At 46.4% G+C, this 20,064-nt stretch carries 18 protein-coding genes, 8 tRNA genes and 1 rRNA gene; 8 read left to right on the forward strand and 19 right to left on the reverse strand.

From position 1 onward, the window contains the following. Window positions 1–89: 89 nt before the first annotated feature. Together ACFRAM_RS22525 and ACFRAM_RS22530 are read right to left on the reverse strand one after the other, a co-directional pair. The gene (locus ACFRAM_RS22525) at window positions 90–1,016 is read right to left on the reverse strand and encodes an AraC family transcriptional regulator (protein ID WP_379468276.1); all 927 of its coding nucleotides are present in this window, start codon (window positions 1,014–1,016) and stop codon (window positions 90–92) included. 74 nt (window positions 1,017–1,090) lie between these two features. Continuing rightward, on the reverse strand, window positions 1,091–1,462 hold the full coding sequence (locus tag ACFRAM_RS22530) for a winged helix-turn-helix transcriptional regulator (RefSeq protein ID WP_379468278.1): 372 nt from the start codon (window positions 1,460–1,462) through the stop codon (window positions 1,091–1,093). Window positions 1,463–1,636: 174 nt separating this feature from the next. Here ACFRAM_RS22530 and ACFRAM_RS22535 point away from each other — a divergent pair, with 174 nt between their 5' ends. The 3 genes from ACFRAM_RS22535 to ACFRAM_RS22545 all read left to right on the forward strand — a co-directional run bounded on the left by ACFRAM_RS22535 (window position 1,637) and on the right by ACFRAM_RS22545 (window position 4,729). Next, window positions 1,637–2,527, forward strand: a complete 891-nt coding sequence (locus tag ACFRAM_RS22535) for an NmrA/HSCARG family protein (protein WP_379468280.1) — start codon at window positions 1,637–1,639, stop codon at window positions 2,525–2,527. A gap of 141 nt (window positions 2,528–2,668) precedes the next feature. Beyond that, complete coding sequence (locus tag ACFRAM_RS22540) at window positions 2,669–3,250, forward strand: TetR/AcrR family transcriptional regulator (RefSeq protein ID WP_379468282.1); 582 nt, start codon at window positions 2,669–2,671, stop codon at window positions 3,248–3,250. Between the two features lie 108 nt (window positions 3,251–3,358). Then, complete coding sequence (locus tag ACFRAM_RS22545) at window positions 3,359–4,729, forward strand: MFS transporter (RefSeq protein WP_379468284.1); 1,371 nt, start codon at window positions 3,359–3,361, stop codon at window positions 4,727–4,729. 136 nt (window positions 4,730–4,865) lie between these two features. Here the strand turns inward: ACFRAM_RS22545 and ACFRAM_RS22550 are convergent, their stop codons facing one another. Beyond that, on the reverse strand, window positions 4,866–5,726 hold the full coding sequence (locus ACFRAM_RS22550; protein WP_379468286.1) for a helix-turn-helix domain-containing protein: 861 nt from the start codon (window positions 5,724–5,726) through the stop codon (window positions 4,866–4,868). A gap of 240 nt (window positions 5,727–5,966) precedes the next feature. Here ACFRAM_RS22550 and ACFRAM_RS22555 point away from each other — a divergent pair, with 240 nt between their 5' ends. Genes ACFRAM_RS22555 through ACFRAM_RS22575 form a run of 5 tightly spaced genes read left to right on the forward strand, consistent with a single transcriptional unit; the run spans window position 5,967 to window position 9,818 of the window. Beyond that, complete coding sequence (locus ACFRAM_RS22555) at window positions 5,967–6,389, forward strand: GNAT family N-acetyltransferase (protein ID WP_379468288.1); 423 nt, start codon at window positions 5,967–5,969, stop codon at window positions 6,387–6,389. Window positions 6,390–6,424: 35 nt separating this feature from the next. Continuing rightward, window positions 6,425–7,447 carry a glutathione S-transferase C-terminal domain-containing protein gene (locus ACFRAM_RS22560; RefSeq protein WP_379468290.1) on the forward strand — a complete coding sequence of 341 codons (1,023 nt, stop codon included), beginning with the start codon at window positions 6,425–6,427 and terminating at the stop codon, window positions 7,445–7,447. 14 nt (window positions 7,448–7,461) lie between these two features. Further along, entirely contained in the window at window positions 7,462–8,313 is an 852-nt protein-coding gene (locus tag ACFRAM_RS22565; RefSeq protein WP_379468292.1) for a transporter substrate-binding domain-containing protein, read from the forward strand. A 10-nt stretch (window positions 8,314–8,323) separates the two neighbouring features. Further along, on the forward strand, window positions 8,324–9,067 hold the full coding sequence (locus tag ACFRAM_RS22570; RefSeq protein WP_286154950.1) for an amino acid ABC transporter permease: 744 nt from the start codon (window positions 8,324–8,326) through the stop codon (window positions 9,065–9,067). Then, on the forward strand, window positions 9,060–9,818 hold the full coding sequence (locus ACFRAM_RS22575) for an amino acid ABC transporter ATP-binding protein (RefSeq protein ID WP_379468295.1): 759 nt from the start codon (window positions 9,060–9,062) through the stop codon (window positions 9,816–9,818). The genes ACFRAM_RS22570 and ACFRAM_RS22575 overlap by 8 nt, the downstream gene beginning before the upstream one ends. Window positions 9,819–10,101: 283 nt before the next feature. Here the strand turns inward: ACFRAM_RS22575 and ACFRAM_RS22580 are convergent, their stop codons facing one another. The 16 genes from ACFRAM_RS22580 to rrf form a co-directional block, all read right to left on the reverse strand. Beyond that, window positions 10,102–11,826: an ABC transporter ATP-binding protein gene (locus ACFRAM_RS22580; RefSeq protein WP_379468297.1), complete on the reverse strand. Its 1,725-nt coding sequence runs from the start codon at window positions 11,824–11,826 to the stop codon at window positions 10,102–10,104. Continuing rightward, on the reverse strand, window positions 11,823–12,680 hold the full coding sequence (locus ACFRAM_RS22585) for an ABC transporter ATP-binding protein (protein ID WP_379468299.1): 858 nt from the start codon (window positions 12,678–12,680) through the stop codon (window positions 11,823–11,825). The genes ACFRAM_RS22580 and ACFRAM_RS22585 overlap by 4 nt, the downstream gene beginning before the upstream one ends. 9 nt (window positions 12,681–12,689) lie before the next feature. Continuing rightward, entirely contained in the window at window positions 12,690–13,703 is a 1,014-nt protein-coding gene (locus ACFRAM_RS22590; RefSeq protein WP_379468301.1) for a FecCD family ABC transporter permease, read from the reverse strand. Beyond that, window positions 13,700–14,725, reverse strand: coding sequence for a FecCD family ABC transporter permease (locus ACFRAM_RS22595; RefSeq protein ID WP_379468332.1), 1,026 nt, complete (start codon window positions 14,723–14,725; stop codon window positions 13,700–13,702). The genes ACFRAM_RS22590 and ACFRAM_RS22595 overlap by 4 nt, the downstream gene beginning before the upstream one ends. 73 nt (window positions 14,726–14,798) lie before the next feature. Then, window positions 14,799–16,769 (reverse strand): helix-turn-helix domain-containing protein, encoded by a 1,971-nt coding sequence (locus tag ACFRAM_RS22600; RefSeq protein ID WP_379468303.1) that lies wholly within the window; start codon window positions 16,767–16,769, stop codon window positions 14,799–14,801. A gap of 553 nt (window positions 16,770–17,322) precedes the next feature. Next, entirely contained in the window at window positions 17,323–18,132 is an 810-nt protein-coding gene (locus ACFRAM_RS22605; protein WP_379468305.1) for a CPBP family intramembrane glutamic endopeptidase, read from the reverse strand. A gap of 21 nt (window positions 18,133–18,153) precedes the next feature. After that, window positions 18,154–18,369 (reverse strand): MerR family transcriptional regulator, encoded by a 216-nt coding sequence (locus ACFRAM_RS22610; protein WP_379468307.1) that lies wholly within the window; start codon window positions 18,367–18,369, stop codon window positions 18,154–18,156. Between the two features lie 303 nt (window positions 18,370–18,672). Then, window positions 18,673–18,751: transfer RNA gene (locus ACFRAM_RS22615), tRNA-Leu, on the reverse strand. Window positions 18,752–18,765: 14 nt separating this feature from the next. Further along, a tRNA-Arg gene (locus ACFRAM_RS22620) sits at window positions 18,766–18,842 on the reverse strand. A gap of 6 nt (window positions 18,843–18,848) precedes the next feature. Continuing rightward, a tRNA-Gly gene (locus tag ACFRAM_RS22625) sits at window positions 18,849–18,923 on the reverse strand. A gap of 37 nt (window positions 18,924–18,960) precedes the next feature. After that, window positions 18,961–19,033 (reverse strand) — tRNA-Lys (locus ACFRAM_RS22630). A 42-nt stretch (window positions 19,034–19,075) separates the two neighbouring features. After that, window positions 19,076–19,153, reverse strand: a tRNA-Asp gene (locus tag ACFRAM_RS22635). A gap of 24 nt (window positions 19,154–19,177) precedes the next feature. Further along, window positions 19,178–19,254, reverse strand: a tRNA-Met gene (locus ACFRAM_RS22640). A gap of 41 nt (window positions 19,255–19,295) precedes the next feature. After that, a tRNA-Val gene (locus tag ACFRAM_RS22645) sits at window positions 19,296–19,371 on the reverse strand. A gap of 57 nt (window positions 19,372–19,428) precedes the next feature. Next, window positions 19,429–19,503: transfer RNA gene (locus ACFRAM_RS22650), tRNA-Glu, on the reverse strand. A gap of 468 nt (window positions 19,504–19,971) precedes the next feature. Next, window positions 19,972–20,064: ribosomal RNA gene (gene rrf / locus ACFRAM_RS22655) — 5S ribosomal RNA — on the reverse strand; the annotation flags it as partial.

A 20,064-nucleotide genomic window follows, 5' to 3' on the forward strand; every position in this document is an offset into this window, starting at 1 on the left:
TGCCTCCCAACTCGTAATCAATGCATGTTCACATTGTATAAATTGTTGGGGACAGCGTCTTTAAAGGAAAGGGCACTATTTTTGTACAATCAGGACATATTCGGAGGGTAATGATTTTTGCCGGAGCGACCTTCGGAGAATTGCGAACGGCGAAATTTGGCAGGGGATACACCAAGCGCACGGGTAAAAACACGGGTAAAGTAATGCACGGACTGAAAGCCGCATTGTAACGCAATGTCTTTAATGGGTAAGTAATCATTTAGCAGAAGCTGTGCTGCATGCTGCATCCGGCGCTCCTGAATATAATGTACGAAGGACTGACTGAGATACTCCTGAAATAATCGGGTCAAATGCCGGGAAGAGATATGCAGATGACTCGCAACGGTTGCAAGCGTAAGCTCATTGCTTAAATTATCGTCGATGAACCGCTTGGCTTGGCTAAATAAAGCATGCCCTGGAGAAATCGGTTGTTGAACACTTTCACCCGCGGTAAGTGTCAGGCCATGCAAATCCGGGAAGGACAACAGCAGCGAATGCGCAACCTTTTCCAGGGATAGCGGGATTGTTGAGACTGAACTTGCACACAACGCGATTAACGCCTGCCACAAATATCCTGTAGAAAAGGAGTCAGCCCCGCTAACAACGCTGTTTCCTCTATCAGCTAGCTGTCGATACGCTTCGAGATAAAACGGCTCTGTTAGCGATGCATCTATTTCAAATGCAACATAGCATAATGTTAATCCGGAGGTGCTTCGAATCTGGTGCCATACGCCAGGCTTCGATAGAAACGCCGTTCCTTTTACTAGATCATACTCCCGGTCGTGTTCATAATAGCTCCCCTCTCCATCCATCACATAACAAGCTTCAAAAAAAGAATGGCGGTGGAGGGAATTATCGTAATGAGCCGGCATGAATCCCCAATATAAAATAGTTATGGACAAGCCGGTTCCTTGAATTTTGGTAGCATGTCGGTTACATATAGCATTGGCCCTTCGGAAGCTGGATTGGATCGACATGTTCATCCCTCCTTTGTTCGCTCCCATTGTATACTGCCCTCTTCATGAAATACAAGGTAACCATTTCACGGATCTTACCTATTTGTGCAACAACGATACTCGCGACCATCAACGAGCTGCGGATGTTCCCCCCAGTTTTCACCCCATTTACGCATTTGCCCAAGCACGGGGATATACTCCCGCCCTTTATCCGTTAGCGAATACTCAACGGTTACAGGTACAGTAGGAAACACTTCGCGATTGATGACCTTGTACTCCTCCAAATGACGCAGGACATCCGTTAAAGACTTAATGCTGATGTTATCTAAATTTCTTCGCATTTGATTAAATCGTTGCGGCCCCAGACTTAGTAAGGAAAGCACCAAAAAAGACCATTTTCCGCGCACAACCTCCAAAGCTTCACGAATAGAGATGAGGCATAGCTCGTCCCCTTTACGTACATCCACAGATATCACTCCTAACTAAAATATAGGTAGTCTATTTTTTGAAGTTATATATAAATAATGTGTCTCCTTTAAATTATATAGTTAATATTTTAAGATAACAACAGGACTTATTTAACTGCTGTGGTTAGCTTAAGCAGAGATAGCCTAATAAAGCTTAGAGAGGAACATAATGATATGAGCGATAAAAAAATATTAGTTTTGGGAGCAACCGGACAACAAGGAGGTGCGGCTGTTAGGCATTTACTCGCCGATGGCTGGAAGGTTCGTGCATTTGTCCGCGATTTATCAAGTGAGAAGGCCCTGCGACTGTCCCAATGGGGAGCCGAGCTTTTTCTCGGTGACATGAACGATCTTGCTTCGCTCGATGCCGCTATGCAGGGGATTTATGGCGTATTCAGCGTTCAGGCGTCGGGCTGGACCCCTACTCTCGAATCCAACGATGATGAAAGACGTATTGGGAAGGCTGTAGCGGACGCTGCCCTAAAGGCGAAGATCCAGCACTTCGTTTATACATCTGTTGGCGGTGCAGATGCGCAATCCCGATATCGTGACATGCAGAAATGGGATATCGAGCAGTACATTCTTTCACTCGATTTGCCGGCTACCATATTACGTCCCGCCACCTTCATGGAAAACTTCGCAGACCCGATGTCCGCCGGCGTGCAGAACGGAACGATCGCACAACCCTTCAAGCCAGATGGAGTGATCCCACTCGTAGCTGTGGACGACATCGGCGCTTTCGTTGTGTTAGCACTTAGATCTCCAGACGACTATTTGGGCAAAACTGTTGAAATTGCCGGCGACAATTTAACACCCTTGCAGATTGCCGATGCTATAGGCCGTATAACTAACCGTACCATTCCTTACGTTCAAATTCCGCTGGACACGTTGCGCCAGCATAATGAAATCTTGGCCGGCGTGTTCCAATGGTTAAACGAAGAAGGCCACGAGGTCGATATTTCTGCTGTACGCAAGACATACCCGGAACTTACGGATTTCAATACCTGGGTGGAAAAGCAAGGAAAAGCAAAGTTTGAAGCATTGTTTCTTCCTGAGCATTCATGAGATTATGTATGAGACAGCACCTGTATCACTATAACTGAAAAAAGCGCGAGTAACAGGGTCATTTTACCCCTTGCTCGCGTTTTTTAGATTTATACTGTCTAAGTTATTGACTACGCATTCCATAATGATTATGATGTAACCATGAGTAGACCAAGAGAATTTGATTATGATACCGTGTTGCACGCCGCCATAGACATTTTTAGGGAACATGGCTATAACGCTTCATCATATGACATCCTAACGAAAGGAACCAAACTAAACAAACAGAGCCTCTATGGCGCGTTTGGCGATAAAAAAGCTTTGTTCAGCAAGTCGATGTCATTGTACAACACTGAGTTTCTGGAACGGTTTGAGGAATTGCTGAGTCATGGTACGACCGCACTGGAGACACTGCGCTATTGGCAGCTGCATTTTCTTCGCCCCCATTACGAACACAATTACGGCTGTATGATTGTAAATTCAACGCTTGAGTTGCAGAACTCCGAATCCAGTAGTGTCAAAATAGAGTTTGACCATATGTTCCAGCGGATGAAAGAAATGCTTGAGGTCGTTATCTCAAAAGGCCAGCAAGAAGGGTCCGTTATTCTGAAGCTTTCCAGCGAACAAATCTCTACCCATCTGGTAAACACCATCATCGGGATAAGAGTTATGGTGCGTTCAGGTGCTACCCATGAACAAATGCAAAGCCAATTGGATACGGCAATTGAAATGCTTTTAATTTAATTCACCTCTCCAGTAGAGGTTTTTTTATCCTGATTTATTGACCACGCATTCCATAATTAATCGTAAGACGTAATCTTTCTTATTTTATAGAAAAGGATGTTAGGCACAATGTACAATCGTTCACATAAAATCATACTGTTCATCACTTGTATCACGGTGTTCATGGCTAGTCTGGATGTTTTTATAGTCAATGTAGCCTTGAACAATATCGGTCAATCCATCGGCCAGGTCTCGCTGTCCAATCTGAGCTGGGTGCTTAACGGTTATGCCATTTTCTATGCTGCATTGCTGGTTCCTGCCGGGAAATTAGCCGATCGATACGGACAAAAGCGCGGGTTCGTCTGGGGGATAGCACTATTTACAGCTTCCAGTCTGGGCGCAGCACTAAGCGGCAATCTGTGGCTCCTCGTCATGTTCCGGTGCCTCCAGGCCGCCGGGGGTGCAATGCTGACGCCGAGCGGACTGGGTCTGCTACTAACAAACATTCCCGAAGAACACAAAAAACGTGCTGTCCGGATTTGGGCCAGCAGTGGCTCACTCGCAGCTGCAGCGGGTCCGGCGGTTGGAGGCTTTCTACTGGAGCTCTCTTGGGAGTGGATTTTTGTGGTCAACATCCCTATTGGTATTCTGGCTTTCCTGGCTGCGCTCCGTTATATTCCAAAGGATAAGCCGAATCAGGCTTCGCGGCTTCCGGATCTTTGGGGAGGTCTTCTGCTAATCATTGCTATCGGCTCACTTTCACTCGGACTCGACAAAGGGCCTGATTGGGGCTGGGGCAATGTCTACACCTGGGGTAGCTTTATCGTATTTGCTCTGGCTTTACTGTGGTTCATCCTACAATCTCGTCGGCATCCCTTTCCGATTATTGAGTTTTCCTTATTTCGCAGCAGACCTTTCACCAGGTCCAGCATAGGTGTCGCTCTTATTAATGCGGCTTTTGCACTTGAGTTGTTATCTGTCATTATGTACCTGCAAAATGTGTGGAACTGGTCCACACTGGCTACTGGTCTTGCTCTTACTCTCGGTCCTTGTTTAGTATGGCCTTCTGCCACACTTGCTCAACGTCTTGCGAGACATATTCAGATCAATAAAATCGCAGCAATCGGCAACCTGTTGATCGGTGCAGGACCGCTGTTGTTTATCTTGTCCGCGCAGGCCACACCGAACTACTGGCTACAAATTTTGCCGGGGTGGCTGGTAATCGGTATTGGCTATGGATTCGCTTTGCCTATTATGATCTCTTCAGCTACCTCTGACCTGCCCCGGGAGCAGGCATCGACCGGCAGTGCAGTGGTGAACATGTCCCGTCAGATTGGTTCTGTTCTCGGAACGACGCTGCTGGTCATCGCCCTGAGTACCTCATCAGCACCCGCCCTTGGGACTTTCCGTCATGGATGGTGGATCGCCCTCGTTCTCTCCCTGTTTGGAGCGGTTGCAGCACTGGGCATTCTGCCCAAGGCGGAAAAAGTGCTGGGATGAAATAAGTCCAGAAAGAAGAATCTAAAACCCGCGAAAATCCTTGTAAAATCAAGGGTCTTTCGCGGTTTTTTTTCTAAACTATCATTTCCTCACTTCTAAAACTATCGAATTAATTAATATCACTACGCCGTTACGGTTACCGTACTATCGGTGTACCATTTCCGTTCATCAACATATGAGCCGAATCAATCTGCTGGATATACTTCTTTGGCGTAACGAAGCTGAACTCTTTGAATTCTTTTATAAAATGATTCTGGTCAAAATAACCCATTTCGAAAATACGGTCAAGCGTCTCGTCGTAATGCTTATGTTCGAGCGAATAAATAACATTCTGGAACCGGACGATGCGGCCGAGAAGCTTGGGCGACACGCCTACAAATTTTTCAAAGGTCTTCAACATATAACGGCTCGAATATCCGGTATCCTGAGCTAGCTCCTTTACGTTCAAGGCTCCACGGAGTGTAATGATCTTTTCCGTCAGATACTTGACCAGAAGCGGGACTTCTAACCCATCGCGAAAATGCTTCAGATAAAAGGCTTCAAATGCGCGGATTCTCCCCGCGAAGCTGGTCTGCTCGGCGACTCGCTCTAACAGCTCGGCAGCGTGAGGGAATACTTCCTGAATCGGAATTTCCATCTCACTGAACTCGCCGATCGGATATTTTAAGAAAAATTCCGCATATCCAGGCATGAAGCATATGACGAAATATTCGCAATCCGAGCGGACAAATACCCCTTGTCTCCCTTTGAAGATACTTCCGCAAATATTGGCCGAGGGATGCTCCTTATGACAGCAAACTACGAGATGCAGACATCCGTCCGGAACTACGAATATGCGGTTAAAATTGAAATCATTCATATAGAATCCATAGAATATTACTCCGCCTTGAAAGAGAGGCGAGGCATCCGTACGGTATTCAGCATAGGTGTCCAGAACATTTTCAAAAATGGGCTGGTGCGGGTGGTACGGATATTTTCTCCGATTAATTGGCCTCATGAAAGACCTCCTTTAAAAACATAATACTGCCAACAAAAATACCAAGAATTCCTATGGGCAAATGTTAATATATTATTTTATTTACTTTCTAGTAATGTTGTCAATATCTTTTATAGTTCCGTTTTTTACTATATTCCTCTATCAAGACCGCCTTATAATCTGTAAAACCGAATGAGTTTACTGAGAATAATAGTTAAGAAGTGCGAATGGACACGTGAATTTTAGAAGAAAGGGTACGCTATGAAACTAAATATTTATAATGACTGTTTAAACCGGGATTGGGATCGTGTAGCCCACCTTATGAACTACTTCGATTTGTCCGACGCCCCAAGCAAAACTCATCAGCAAGCATTCGAGAATAGCTATGCCGTAACTTTCATTTATGACGACGAGGTACTGATCGGATTCGGGCGCGCTATCTCTGACGGTGTGTCCCAAGCAGCTATATATAATATCGCTGTAGATCCAAATTATCATAATCAAGGGATCGGGCGGCTGATTATTCAGGACCTGCTGAAGTTCGTCAAACATTGCAATGTCGTCTTATATACGCATCCTGACACGGTCGATTTCTATAAACGTCTGGGGTTTCGCCGAATGAAAACAGGGATGGCTATTTATCGGAACGTAGACAAGGTTGAGGAAATGGGGTTTATTGAATAGCCTCACTTGCATAAATAACCAAGGGAGATAAAACGATGACGACAGAGAATTTGCAATCTAACGTTCGTGTAAAATCCAATGAAGTTGAGCATGAGGTCAACGCAAAAGGAACCTTTATTCGTCAAAAGAATTTTTTCACTACTCCATTCGGTGCTGGAGATAACAAGCTTCCGGTTGAAGCAGGACGTTACCGGTTGATCTGGGCCAAAGGCTGCAATTGGTCTAACCGGGCCTCGATCGTGCGCGAATTACTGGGGCTGGAAGAAGCGATCAGTATTAATCTTGTAGGTCATGGCAAGCATGAACAGCATTTGGGCTGGGAATTTGTCTACGATGAGAACGGAACGGATTCCGTGCTTGTTGTGCAGTTTCTGAGTGAGTTATATGCAAATGCAGATCCAAATTATGCTGGAAGAGCAACAGTGCCGGCCCTGGTGGACATTACGACAGGAAAGGTCGTCAATAACGATTACGTATGGTTAACCAATTATCTTGAGAACGAGTTCGCTCCTTTTCACAAGTCTGGGGCACCGGATTTGTACCCCCTTCAATTAAGGGAAGAGATCAACAAGTACAACGATTTCTTGTATGACAACGTCAACAATGGTGTATACAAGGCGATGTTCGCTCAGTCAATAGAAGCTTACAATGACGCTTATAACCATCTATACTCGGCGCTTGATTCCATTGAAGACCGATTGGATCATAATCGCTTTCTCTTCGGTGATTATGTTACTGACTCCGACGTTCGTTTGTTTGTTACGCTGGCCCGTTTTGACACCTACTATTTCAAATATTTAGGACCGCTTCGCAACCGTATCGTCGATTTCAAGAACATCTGGGGTTATGCGCGTGATTTGTATGAGATTCCGGCGTTTAAGAACAATACTTATCTGCAGGACATGGCCAAATCACACGGGAAGAATAAATCAGGCACTTTCATTGATTTTAACTCCCGGTTTTGGGAGCAGGTTGATTATGATGGCCTTTGGTCAACCCCACATGACAGACAAACTAAAAGCACTGATCCGGATAATAAATTTTCACCGAACAAATAGGGGGATTATAGACTATGAGAAAAATGAGTAAACTTTCGCTTGTTCTGATGTCCGTATTGCTTCTGATTATCGTCACAGCCTGCGGAAATAATTCAGGTAAAGAAACCGCAGGAAATTTGAAAAGTGATGAGCAAACAACTGTAAATATCGCTACAGGCGGAGCACCCAAGCCTTTTTCTTTTGTAAATGACAGTAATGAAATCGATGGATACGATATTCAAATTCTGAAAGCTATTTTTGAAGGATTGCCGCAATACAAAACCAATATCGAAAAAACGGAGTTTTCTTCCATCTTTGCCGGATTGGATAGTGATCGTTATCAGATCGGTGCCAACAATTTCGCCAGCAACAAGGAAAGAAGAGAGAAATATATTTATTCTGATCCGATTTTGAAAAATCAGTTTGTCATTGCCGTAAAGGCAGGACGGGATGATATCCACTCATTTGCGGATCTGGAAGGTAAAACAACTGAAGTCAGCCCAGGCAGAAACTATACGGTTGCTTTGGAGAACTATAATACAAACATTGCTAAACAACCCGTTGTGTTGAAATATACGGAAGATGAGCTGGCGTCCACATTGCAGCATGTGGAAAGCGGAGTAGCAGATTTTATCCTATTGGATGCGGCCATGCTTAATCTTTATATCAAAGAGTTCGATTTGAAACTGACCTCCATACCACTATCGCAGGAGGATTCTGACCGGATTGGCGTCCCGTATAGCTATCTTATTCTTAGCAAGGGCAAGAATAGCGAACAGCTAGTGAACGATGTGAACCAAAGGCTGAAGGAATTAATCGAGGACGGTACGGTTTCCAGAATTAGCGAACAATATCTGAGTGGTGACTTCGCACCTAAAACCCAATAAAGGAAATCTTATGATGCCTAATATTTTTGACATTGAGCTTGTCTTCACTTTGATTCCGAAGCTGCTAAAATACTTACCGGTAACACTTGAACTTACCGTAATTTCCATGATCGCTGGGCTCCTGCTGGGGCTCCTGCTTGCTATTATCAAAATGAAGAAAATTCCCGTCTTATATCAAATCAGTGTTGTATTTATTTCATTTATCAGAGGAACTCCCATTCTGGTTCAGCTCTATTTGTCCTATGCCGGTATTCCGCTGATCTTGAAATACTACAATTATTATCATGAAACAAGTTACAATGTTAATTCCATTCCAGCCATCTTTTATGTGTTACTTGCTTTATCGCTAAATGAGGCTGCATATAACTCTGAAGTCATTCGGGCTGCCTTGTTATCTGTTGACAAAGGTCAAACCGAAGCCGCCCAATCGCTAGGTATGACGTATGGACAGGTTCTACGGCGAATCGTCCTTCCGGAAGCCTTCATCGTTGCTCTTCCTACACTGGGTAATGCACTGATTGGATTAATGAAGGGAACCTCGCTTGCCTTTGTCTGTTCAGTCGTCGAAATCACGGCACAATCAAGGATCTTGGCAGGGAATAATCTCCGTTTCTTTGAGTCCTATTGTGCGTTGGCCTTAATCTACTGGGCATTAACGATAGTGATCGAACGAGCAATTGCTTTTCTGGAAAAACGGCTTGATATCGACTTCAGGAGCCTGAGGAAAAGAAAAGGAGATGTCATTCTTGATTGAAATTCGGGGCTTAACGAAGTCGTTTCATCAACACATCGTACTGAATCATATTGACTTAACGATCCAAAAAGGTGAAGTCGTTGCCGTAATCGGCTCTTCAGGAGCAGGAAAATCTACGCTACTGAGATCCATCAATCTTCTGGAAGTTCCGGATGAAGGAATCATCAAGATTGACGACCTTGAAGTTGATATCGTTAAGCGAACCAAATCGGAAACGCTGGAGCTTCGTAAAAGTACAGCCATGGTATTTCAGCAATTTAATCTGTTTCGCCAGAAAACAGCCCTCGAAAATGTAATGGAAGGATTAATTGTCGTCAAAAAAATCCCGAAGGAAGATGCGCAAAAAATTGCCATGGTTCAGCTTGATAAGGTCGGCTTATCTAATAGAATCCATCACTATCCAAAACAGTTATCCGGAGGGCAGCAGCAACGTGTAGCGATTGCCCGTGCTTTGGCCATGCAGCCGAAAATTCTGTTGCTCGACGAACCCACCTCTGCGCTCGATCCCGAATTGGCCGGAGAAGTGCTGGATACGATTAAAAAGACGGCTGAAGAAGGAAACACAATGCTGCTGGTTTCCCATGAAATGAATTTTGTTCGTAGAGTAGCCACTAGAGTACTGGTACTCGATCAAGGCGCTATTGTGGAAGACGGAACGCAAGAAGAAGTATTTTCAAATCCCAAATTGGAACGAACGAAGCAACTTCTGGCTAATTACTATCGGGACCGGGAGCCGGAGTTCGCTATCTAAGATGAAACATCCACCTTAAAATTTAAAACCGTTGCCTGACCCACTGAAAGCCGCTAGAACAGTCGTGGCTAAATGGATTGGGAAGAAGGCCTTAAGTGGTCTTGCTGTCGCTGAACGCGATCATGACTGACGGATCACTTTCTGCTTCTGAAGAATTCATCTATACGTATGGCAATATTGATCTCATTCCAAGAAACATCGGACTATCTTTTGCCCCAATGTTAGAGCATATCAATCAGGGGCCTGGCCTACTCCTGTTTAGTCTTATTTGTATTGATTACGTTCAAGAGGCTTGCGCCGCATACAATCGTGCATAAATGCCGCCGCTACGCAGCAGTTCCTCATGCGTACCCATCTCGGCAATCTCTGTGCCCTCCAGTACGACGATCTGGTCAGCATGACGGATCGTCGATAGCCGATGGGCAATCACCAGTGTTGTGCGATCCTTAGATATGTCGTCCAGCGCCTGCTGGATCTCTTGCTCGGTCGTGGTATCAAGCGCCGAGGTCGCTTCATCCAGAATGAGGATCGGTGCATTGCGCAGAATCGCCCGTGCTATCGAGAGCCGCTGTTTCTGCCCTCCGGACAGACGCACACCGCGTTCACCAATCACCGTATCGTAGCCTTGCTCCATCTGTGCTATAAAATCATGCGCTTTAGCCGCTTTCGCTGCGGCAATCACATCTTTCTGTGTCGCGTCCTTCCATCCATAAGCGATATTGTCATACACCGAACCATCAAACAGGAAGGTATCCTGCAGCACCATCGAGATATTGTCACGCAGGCTTGAGAGCGTCACATCACGAATATCGATGCCATCCACTTCAATCGAACCAGCCTGCGGGTCGTAGAATCGGTTAACGAGACTGGCCAATGTCGACTTTCCTACACCGGTTGTGCCTACAAGTGCCACCGTTTTTCCTGGATCAATGTTCAGGTTCAACCTTTCTAGTACAGGCGCACCATCTTGATAAGCGAATGTGGCATTTTGAAAGGAGATCTGTCCTCGTACACGCGGCAAAATGACTGCGTCTCGCTTCTCCTGTATGTCTTCCTCTTCTTCCAGCACATCATATACCCGTTTAAGGCCAGCGGAGGCTCGCCCGGCCATTTCCACCAAGCCGGAAAAGGACTTTACCGGTTGATAAAAAAGACCCAGGTAGGCGATGAATCCGATAATATCGGCAATGCTTACCTCGCCTGATGACAACAGTCTGCCACCTAGTATCACGACAAGCACGGTCCCCAGCGTGGTCACGAATGCCAACAACGGCAAAGAAGTTTCATAGAACAGACTGGCGCGTAAATAGGTCTTCGTATTTTTCATAGCCAGACGAGAAACGTTGCCCCGCTCCTCCTCCTGCCGATTGAAAATTTGGATTTCCTTCATGCCCGACAAGTTTTCCTGCACTTTGCCAGCGATTTCTCCACGCGCCTTGGAACTCTCTCCCCACAGCGGTGACAACCGCTTACTTTGCCATACCGTGATTGCAAGCAGCAACGGAATCGTGATCAGACTGATCAGTGCCAGCTTCACATTGATCGTCAAGAGCAGGATGCCTACTCCAATAAAGGTCAGTCCGTTGATGATAAAGTCAGGAATGGCATGAGCAATGAAAATTTCCGCTTCCATCGCATCATTCACAACGCGCCCGGTCAAGTCACCCGTCCGGCTTCGATGGAAATAACGTAAGCTCATCTGCTGATATTTGCTATATAATCTTGTTCTTAAATCGGCCACATAATGAAGTGCGGCATAATGGTTCATATAACCTGCGAGTGATGTTCCGATGGCTTGCAGACAGGTAGCTCCAAGCAGCAACAAACCAATCTTCAGCGCTTCTGAAGCAAACTGACTGCTGCCTTCGGTCGCCAATTGTGTCAACGAGCGGAGCGCCCAGGGCAAATAAAACCCGGCAATCGTGGCCAACACGGCACCAGTTAATCCAATGCCTAACTGCAACCAGTATTTCCGTGCGCCCAGCAGGACACGCCATGCGGTTTTCATGTGGCAACCGCCTCCTTCTGTTCCTTAGCTTTTAGAAATCCTTGATCCGCCCCTTGTTCTCTACGCTTATCACGCATTAGCTCGTACGTCACATACACCGGTCGCCCCGTTCGTGGTTCCAGCATAATCTCGGCATCAATGGCAAACACCTCACGCAGCGTCCGTACCGTCATTACCCGCTCTGGAGAGCCATGCTCCATCACCTGGCCCCCACGAATCGCCACCATATAGTCGGAGAAGCGCGCTGCCAGATTGAGGTCATGCAGCACCATCACAATCGTCACCTGCTGACTGCGGTTCAGTTCATAGAGCAGCTCCAGCACTTCGAGCTGATGTGCCAGGTCCAGATAGGTGGTGGGTTCATCCAGCAGGATCAGATCGGTCTGCTGGGCGAGCGCCATCGCAATCCATACGCGCTGACGCTGACCGCCAGAGAGCGTATCGACCTCACGATGCTCAAGCGCTGTAAGCTGTGTAACCGATAGGGCCCAGGCGACTACTTGCTTGTCCTCTTTAGAGAGCTTGCCGAAGCCCCTTTGATGAGGAAAACGCCCATAAGCGACTAATTGACCCACCGTCAAACCGCTTGGTGCGGTCGGTGTCTGCGGCAGGATCGCCATCTGCTTGGCCACTTCCTTGGTAGACAATGTGCAGATATCAGCACCATTCAGATAGACCGTGCCATTCTTGGTCTTAAGTAGCCGACCTATTGCCTTTAGTACGGTTGATTTGCCGCATCCGTTGGGACCAATAATCGAGGTAATCTGTCCACGCGGAATCTGCAAATCCAGTTCTTTTACGATAAGCGTATCATTATAAGCAATATCGATTTGTTGCGCTGTAATACTTTCCATGGCGTCCTCCTAATTAGCCTTCGCTAGTAAATAAAGAAAGTAAGGAACACTGATGACCGTAATGACGATTCCCGTCGGCACATCTCCCCCCAGACTAACCGTGCGCGTAATCGTGTCAGCCAGCACCACGACTAATCCCCCGGCCAGGCTGGCAGCCGGAACGAGTAATTTGTGATCGGGACCAACCAGTTTTCTTGCCATATGCGGAGCAATCAAGCCAACGAAGAAGAAGCTTCCGCCCACGGCCACACTACCAGAGGATAAAGCAACAGCAACGATCGACAACCCCAAAAACTGCCGCTTCACGGCAAGGCCCAGCCCTTGTGCAGTCTGATTACCCAGATGGAGGGTGTTCAATATGCGAGCCTTATAGAAAATATAGCCCAGTAAAATCAAGACCCATGGTGCCAGTATGGAAATGTAGCGCCAATTAGCACCCCACAAGCTCCCCGCCAGCCATTGCAGCATGAAGTCCATCTGCGAATTATCCAGCTTGAGTGTCAGGAAGGTGGTCAGCGCCCCATATCCGCTTCCGAGTGCGACTCCGGTTAAGATCAAACCGATTGGCGAGATGTCTCGCCCACGGTGATACGATAATAAGAAGATCAATCCCGCCGCTAACAGTCCGCCAACAAAGGCCAGCAATGGCAGGGCAATAAAGGAACTCTTTCCTGTCGATGCAATGAATACAACGAAGAACAGGACAAACAAACCCGATCCCGAACTGATACCTAGTGTCCCCGGACTTGCCATGTCATTGCGCAGCAAACTCTGCATCACGACCCCAGCCGCCCCCATTCCCATACCTACCAAGATCGACAGTACAATTCGTGGCAGGCGAAAATCGAACACGATCAGATTTTGCTTGTCAGTACCCGTTCCCAGAAGAACGTTCAGCACTTCTAGCGGTGAAAGATTCATTTTGCCAGAATTCACGCTAAGGACAGCAAACATAAGGATGAGCACCACAAGCACTACATTGACGATGATGCCCCGCTGCAACGAATAACGCTGCTTAATCATTCAAATTCCCTCCTTTGCCTGCGAGCCAGGAAGAGAAAGTACGGCACACCAATGATAGAAAATATAATGCCGATCGGTGTTTCGAACGGCTTATTGATCAAGCGGCCAACCAGATCGCCCGATACGGTCAGCAACGCACCATATAGCGCAGCCGCCGGAATAATGTACCGATAGTCAACACCGACCATGTTTCGCACAATATGCGGGGTAATCAGACCAACAAAACCAACCGGGCCAACCACGACAACAGAAAGGCCAGTCAGGACGAGCACGACAATCGTCGATAAACCCTTAACCAGTCCGCTGCGAATACCAAGTCCGCTTGCCACATCATCCCCCAAACTGAGCAGTGTAACAGAAGGAGATAGCGCGAGCGCCAGCAATACACCACCGGCAAATAGCGGTGAGATAATCAGCAATTCCCCCCACTTGGCCCCCGCTGTACTGCCTGCCGTCCAGAATGCCAATGCTTGACCCAGGTTGTAATTGATCGCCAAATACTGACTGAGTGCGCCAAACAGCATGGAGATGGACAGTCCTGCCAGTACCAGCCGTTGAGGCGTCATCCCGCGCTTGCCGAGTGAAGCGATAAAGTAGGTCATTCCGGTCGCAAGCGCTGCTCCCAGACAAGCAAATAGCATCATCTGCCCATACGAATAACCTGGCAGAAAGGCCAGGCAAAGTGCAATCGCGAATGCTGCCCCAGAGCTGATCCCCATCAGCCCGGAGTCGGCAAGCGGATTGCGCGTCGTTCCCTGCATAATAGCACCACATACCGCAAGGCTGCACCCGACGATCAGATCCGCTACGGTACGCGGAAGACGTAAGGTTTGAATAATTTGATGCTCAGTGAACGTTGGATCAAATCGGAAAATAGCCTCCCATGCAGTCGCTAACCTCATGTCGGCGGCACCGAAGCTAATCGATGCCGCCGACATGAGAACCGTTAATCCAAGCCCTACCACCATGTAAATGGTGAAGTTCATCGCCCCACGGCGTTTTTGTTCAGGCTTGTTTTTCATCACGTTTTCCTTTCCTCACCTATTGAAGTCATGTTTGTAAATTGGTGTACCCCTTTATACCTCGTCAAAACCCTTACTTAGCCATTGCCAGCAATTGATTTACAATATGATCAATCAAGGCACTGGAAGTCATTATATCCGTGGACCAAGATAGCGATGTACCCACTGTTACGATCCGATTGTGTTGCACAGCAGGTAGCGATTTCCAAACCGCATTATCAGTAGGAACTTCCGTATCTCCTATAGCGATTAGATAATCCCCTATGTAATCAGCCAAGACCTCCATAGAGATATCTCCCCAATATTTATCTGCATCAATAATATCAGTTTGAACCTTTGACGGTGCCTTCATTTGAAGTTCATTATAAATAAGCTCGCCAACCGCATGCTTGGCTCCAGCGATGTAGTTACTTTTATCACTGAATTCCCCCATAGTAATCGTCACGTCGGAAAGACCTGCATTCTGAAGGGCTAGCTTCGCTTCTTCAATTTTTTCAGCATAAGCATTCAAAACAGCCTTAGCCTCTTCTTGCTTGTTCAAAACATCGCCAATAAAATGTATCCGCTCTTCTGTAGTCATATCACCATAAGGGACATAAATTGTCGGGGCAATTTTGGATAAATCTTCATAATTTTCATCGCCCCATGCTAAAATAATCAGATCAGGCTCAAGAGTCATGACATCTTCCGGCTCCATAGCTATTTTAATGGAGTCCGTAATCTGGTTAGCAAAAACAGCCTCTTTCCCGTCCCTTGCCGCTCTTGCTACACCTAGAGGAGTTACACCTAGGGCCACCACGTCACCAACCAAATAATCGACTACAACACGCTGAGGGTTGTTAGGCACCTTAACCTCACCCTTTACTGTGGATATCGTTCTGGTCTGCGAGACTGCTTCTGAAGCTTTCGTCTCTGATACTTCCGGTTGTGTTGTCTGTTGTGTCTGCGCAGGAGTTGGATTCACCGTTCCCCCATTATTCGATGGCGTTCCCGACGCACATGCCGACAATAACAGCATCAAGCTCATCGCCGCCGCCAAGATCATTTCTTTACTTCTTACTTTTCCAAACATGGTTGATTCCCCTTCTCTAAAAGACTGGACTAGACCCGCTAGTTCCCTCTCATAGTAAAGAAAATGAGAATCATTATCAATACCATCAACCTGCATGGATAGTGCGTTTATTTTCCGATAATCACTTGGCGTCATCTTGTAATACTTCTTAAACATCCGAAACAGATTTTTCTCATCTGCAAAACCAGATCCTGTTGCGATCTCTTTAATGGTTGCTTCTGTATGCTTCAAGTCATGACAGGCAGCTTCAATCCTTCTCTGAATGAGGTACTCCTGTAAGCTCATCCCTTCCTTCTTTTTGAAGAGCCGCGTCAATTGCCCACCACTGATTCCAAACATATCGGCAATTTCTTGAAACATAATCGGCTCCCTGTAATGTTTATCGAGATATGTCTTGGCAGAACAGGCTGGATCTGGCTGGAGATAGCGAATCTCACCACTCTCAAAATCTCTGTACACCCCATGAATCAATTGATATAGAAAGCTTTTGGCCTGTAGCTGATCCATCGTCTTGCCGCGGTTCCAGCCATTCAACATCTGTTGAAACCAATCGAGCAGCAGGATAGGATTACTTGGTGTATAACCAAACTGTTGAACAAATGGATTCGCTTCCTCCAGTAATTGCTGCAGGTGCCTCTTGAAAAAAAGAGGTAATTCCGCTTTATAAAAAACCATAAAGGTCTTCACAGGCTCTCCTTTAGGCGAAATACTGAGCAGGCTCCCCTTCCCGCCGTGAACCAAGCCGAAGCGTTCCATTCCAAATGTAGTTTCATTCAGTTGAATTTGCGCTTCTCCTCCATATGTATAGATAAGCATGCTACTAGGCATTTTATACTGCTCCAACGGGTACTGGGACGCTACATTTTGAAAGCGTATATCTATTAATGTAATGATCGAACGTGTCCAAATGTGGGCCATCGTATCGATCATCTCCGGTGTAAATACCTGACTTACTTCTGCTTCTTCTTGCATTTATCTGTGCTCCCTCATCTCACTTTTTTCCAATTTATCTACCACCCATAAATTGATTTTGATTATCAATATCATTTAAAAGGTAAGTATATCATCATTATGTGACATTGGGGAGCAGGCAACGACTAAGAATGGAGGTGTAAATATAAATAAAAAAAGGTTCATTAGCTGTGATATCTAATGAACCTTTTGTTGTTTACTATGGTACCGGCGAGAGAAGCCGAACCTCACAGTTTCCCACTTGATTTTGAGTCGCACATGCTATTCGGAAGATAGCAGAAATTTTACTAGACTTTATTTAGCCAGCATTTGAACAGCTTCGTCCAGCTGCCAGTTCATACTGATACTGATCAGAGCTGTTCTAATCCAGTCCTCTGAAACAACGTATACTCGATTATTTTTCACTGTAGGCAGTGCCTTCCAGATGGAGCTCTCCTGCAATTCTTTTAAGCTTTGCTTTTCCTCTTCATCTCTTCATGCTACAAAAAACATATAGTAAGCTCCTTTGATTTTGCTCTAGAGCAGTTCAGCAGGGTTTCCAAAGACAGATGAATCAGCCGACTGATCGTGACACGCTTTGAGCGCTATCGCGCCCTTTTTCACGGCGGAGGATGATCGGGACCGTGATCACTGCAGCGATCACCAACAACGGAGCTAGTAAACCAGCGATGGGTAACGCCGAAGCACCATTCGCTGAAAAGACGCTAAAGTCCCAGAGCCCGTGCAGGAACATAGAGGCTACGAGCGAGCCGGTAGACCGCCGGGCGAGGTAGAAGATCGAACCGAGGCCAAAAGCGATCATTACCTGGAACAGGGCACCCGCCCCGATGCCCCAGAACATGTTCGGCAGATGGAAGACTGCGAACATCGCTGTTGAGAGCAGCCAGACCCCGGTTTCTCCAAAGCGGCTGCGTAGAGCCACTATCAACTGACCTCGATTGATCATCTCCTCATTGAAGCCAACCATGATACTGCCGAGGATGAGATACAACCACATGAGGGGCGTGATACGGGTGAAATCGCCGGTCAGCATATTCACGATCGCGATGACCATCATGATGATCGGGAGAGTCATTGTCCAACGAGAAAGACGCCGCCTTTCCACCATGCTAGGGCGCCACCATCCGTAGATCGTGACCATTGTGATGGTCAGCACGGCACCGCCGAACAGGGGTGCTATATACCAGAGAAGAAGGGTCCGCTCACTCTCACCCACTCTCGTGTAGTCGATACCGTTGAGCACGAAGATCGCGTAGAAGACTGCGCTATAGAGGAAATATGTGAGAACACCCCATCCTACGCGGGGACGAACCCGAAGGGCAGGATCCAAAGATTCTTGCAGCTTGTCCCTATTGATTGACATTATAAACACTCCCATTAAAAATTAATATTTTCTTTCATTTATTCTTGTTTTCTTAAAAGATAATATTTGTTGGAGACGAAGCAAATCTTCGTCGGTATAAGTCCGGTGACCCTGTTCATTATAACGGCTTGGCTTGAGTAGTCCCTTGTGATCATAAAAGTCAAGTCCACATACCGTCGTTGAGGTCAGTATAGTGAGCGAACCCATGGTGTAGTACGTTTTACTTTTCCTTCCCATCCCCTTTCAAGCACCAGTATAGTTCCTGACGTTACGTTATGCGCAAGCCCTTTTTATCCGACAAAAGAAAGACATAGCCAAAACGCTCATATTGAATGGGATGCCTGAGCAACATTCAATATGAGCGTTCTTGTGATGGGTCCATATCAGAAGTCTGTACATTTAGAAATCATTCTTACTTCTCATTTGAAGTACAGTTCGAAGATTTCGTCAGCTAATGCTATGAATGAGGTTTTAAATATAATAAAAAAAGCAGTGGTTCATTAGACTTAATGTCCAATGAACCACTGCTTTTTAATGTGATACCGGTGAGAGGACTCGAACCTCCACGGTTTCCCACTCGATTTTGAGTCGAGCGCGTCTGCCATTCCGCCACACCGGCATATTTTATTAAAATGGCGCGCCCTGAGAGATTCGAACTCCCGGCCTTTTGATTCGTAGTCAAACGCTCTATCCAGCTGAGCTAAGGGCGCAAATTATGGAGCGGACGACGGGAATCGAACCCGCGACCCTCGCCTTGGCAAGGCGATGCTCTACCGCTGAGCCACGTCCGCATACGGTAAATTTTCATTCGGCACACTTTAAAGAAAGTGAGCCATGAAGGACTCGAACCTTCGACACCCTGATTAAAAGTCAGGTGCTCTACCAACTGAGCTAATGGCTCATACTTGCAAAATACAACTTCTCGACTTTAAAGCAGAAAAGATGGCGGAACCGACGGGATTCGAACCCGCGATCTCCTGCGTGACAGGCAGGCATGTTAGGCCAACTACACCACGGTTCCAAGAATATTTGCATGAATGAAAATTGGTTGCGGGGGCAGGATTTGAACCTGCGGCCTTCGGGTTATGAGCCCGACGAGCTACCGGGCTGCTCCACCCCGCGTCAGTAAAAATATGTTATCTTATCCTCCAGAGGAGGTTACATGGTGGAGGCTGAGGGGATCGAACCCCCGACCCTCTGCTTGTAAGGCAGATGCTCTCCCAGCTGAGCTAAGCCTCCATGTGATAAGCAACTTTTATACTATATCACAATCGCTTCGATTGTGCAAGTTTTTTTTGGTGACCCGTAGGGGATTCGAACCCCTGTTACCTCCGTGAAAGGGAGGTGTCTTAACCCCTTGACCAACGGGCCATGCATCAGTTGTTTATGTGACAACAAAAAATATCTTATCATATATTTCAGATTATAGCAACAACTTTTTTGAAATTAATTTCATAGAGCGTTTTAACATACAATAAATGAGTAAAGAAAGCACTCTAAATACTGTAGAAACCTTCAGGGCTGCATTTAGTTCACCTGTTATTACAAGGCTTAGTAATCGAAATAATGGCCTCTACAGCCTCATAGAGGCTGTGTAGAGCTTCTTAAGCGGTCAGACTGTTAACGCAGATGTAGACGTGCTAGGAGGTCATGGATTCCTTTTAGCAGCAGTTGGGCGTAAGCACTTCTGTAACACAGTCTCCCGTATTTTCACATGACATTCTCCAGTACAAATCGATTACACTTTATTGTTAATTCTTTATTGTTAATTCTTCTATGTTTCAATATTTCTTCTAAAAAAATAAAAGACCACTGTTGTAAATTCAACAGTGGTCTAGTGCTTGGCGGCGTCCTACTCTCCCAGGACCCTTCGGTCCAAGTACCATCGGCGCTGGAGGGCTTAACGGTCGTGTTCGGGATGGGTACGCGTGG

Source organism: Paenibacillus sp. NPDC056722 (assembly GCF_042790635.1).
GTDB classification, from domain to species: domain Bacteria; phylum Bacillota; class Bacilli; order Paenibacillales; family Paenibacillaceae; genus Paenibacillus_AQ; species Paenibacillus_AQ agri.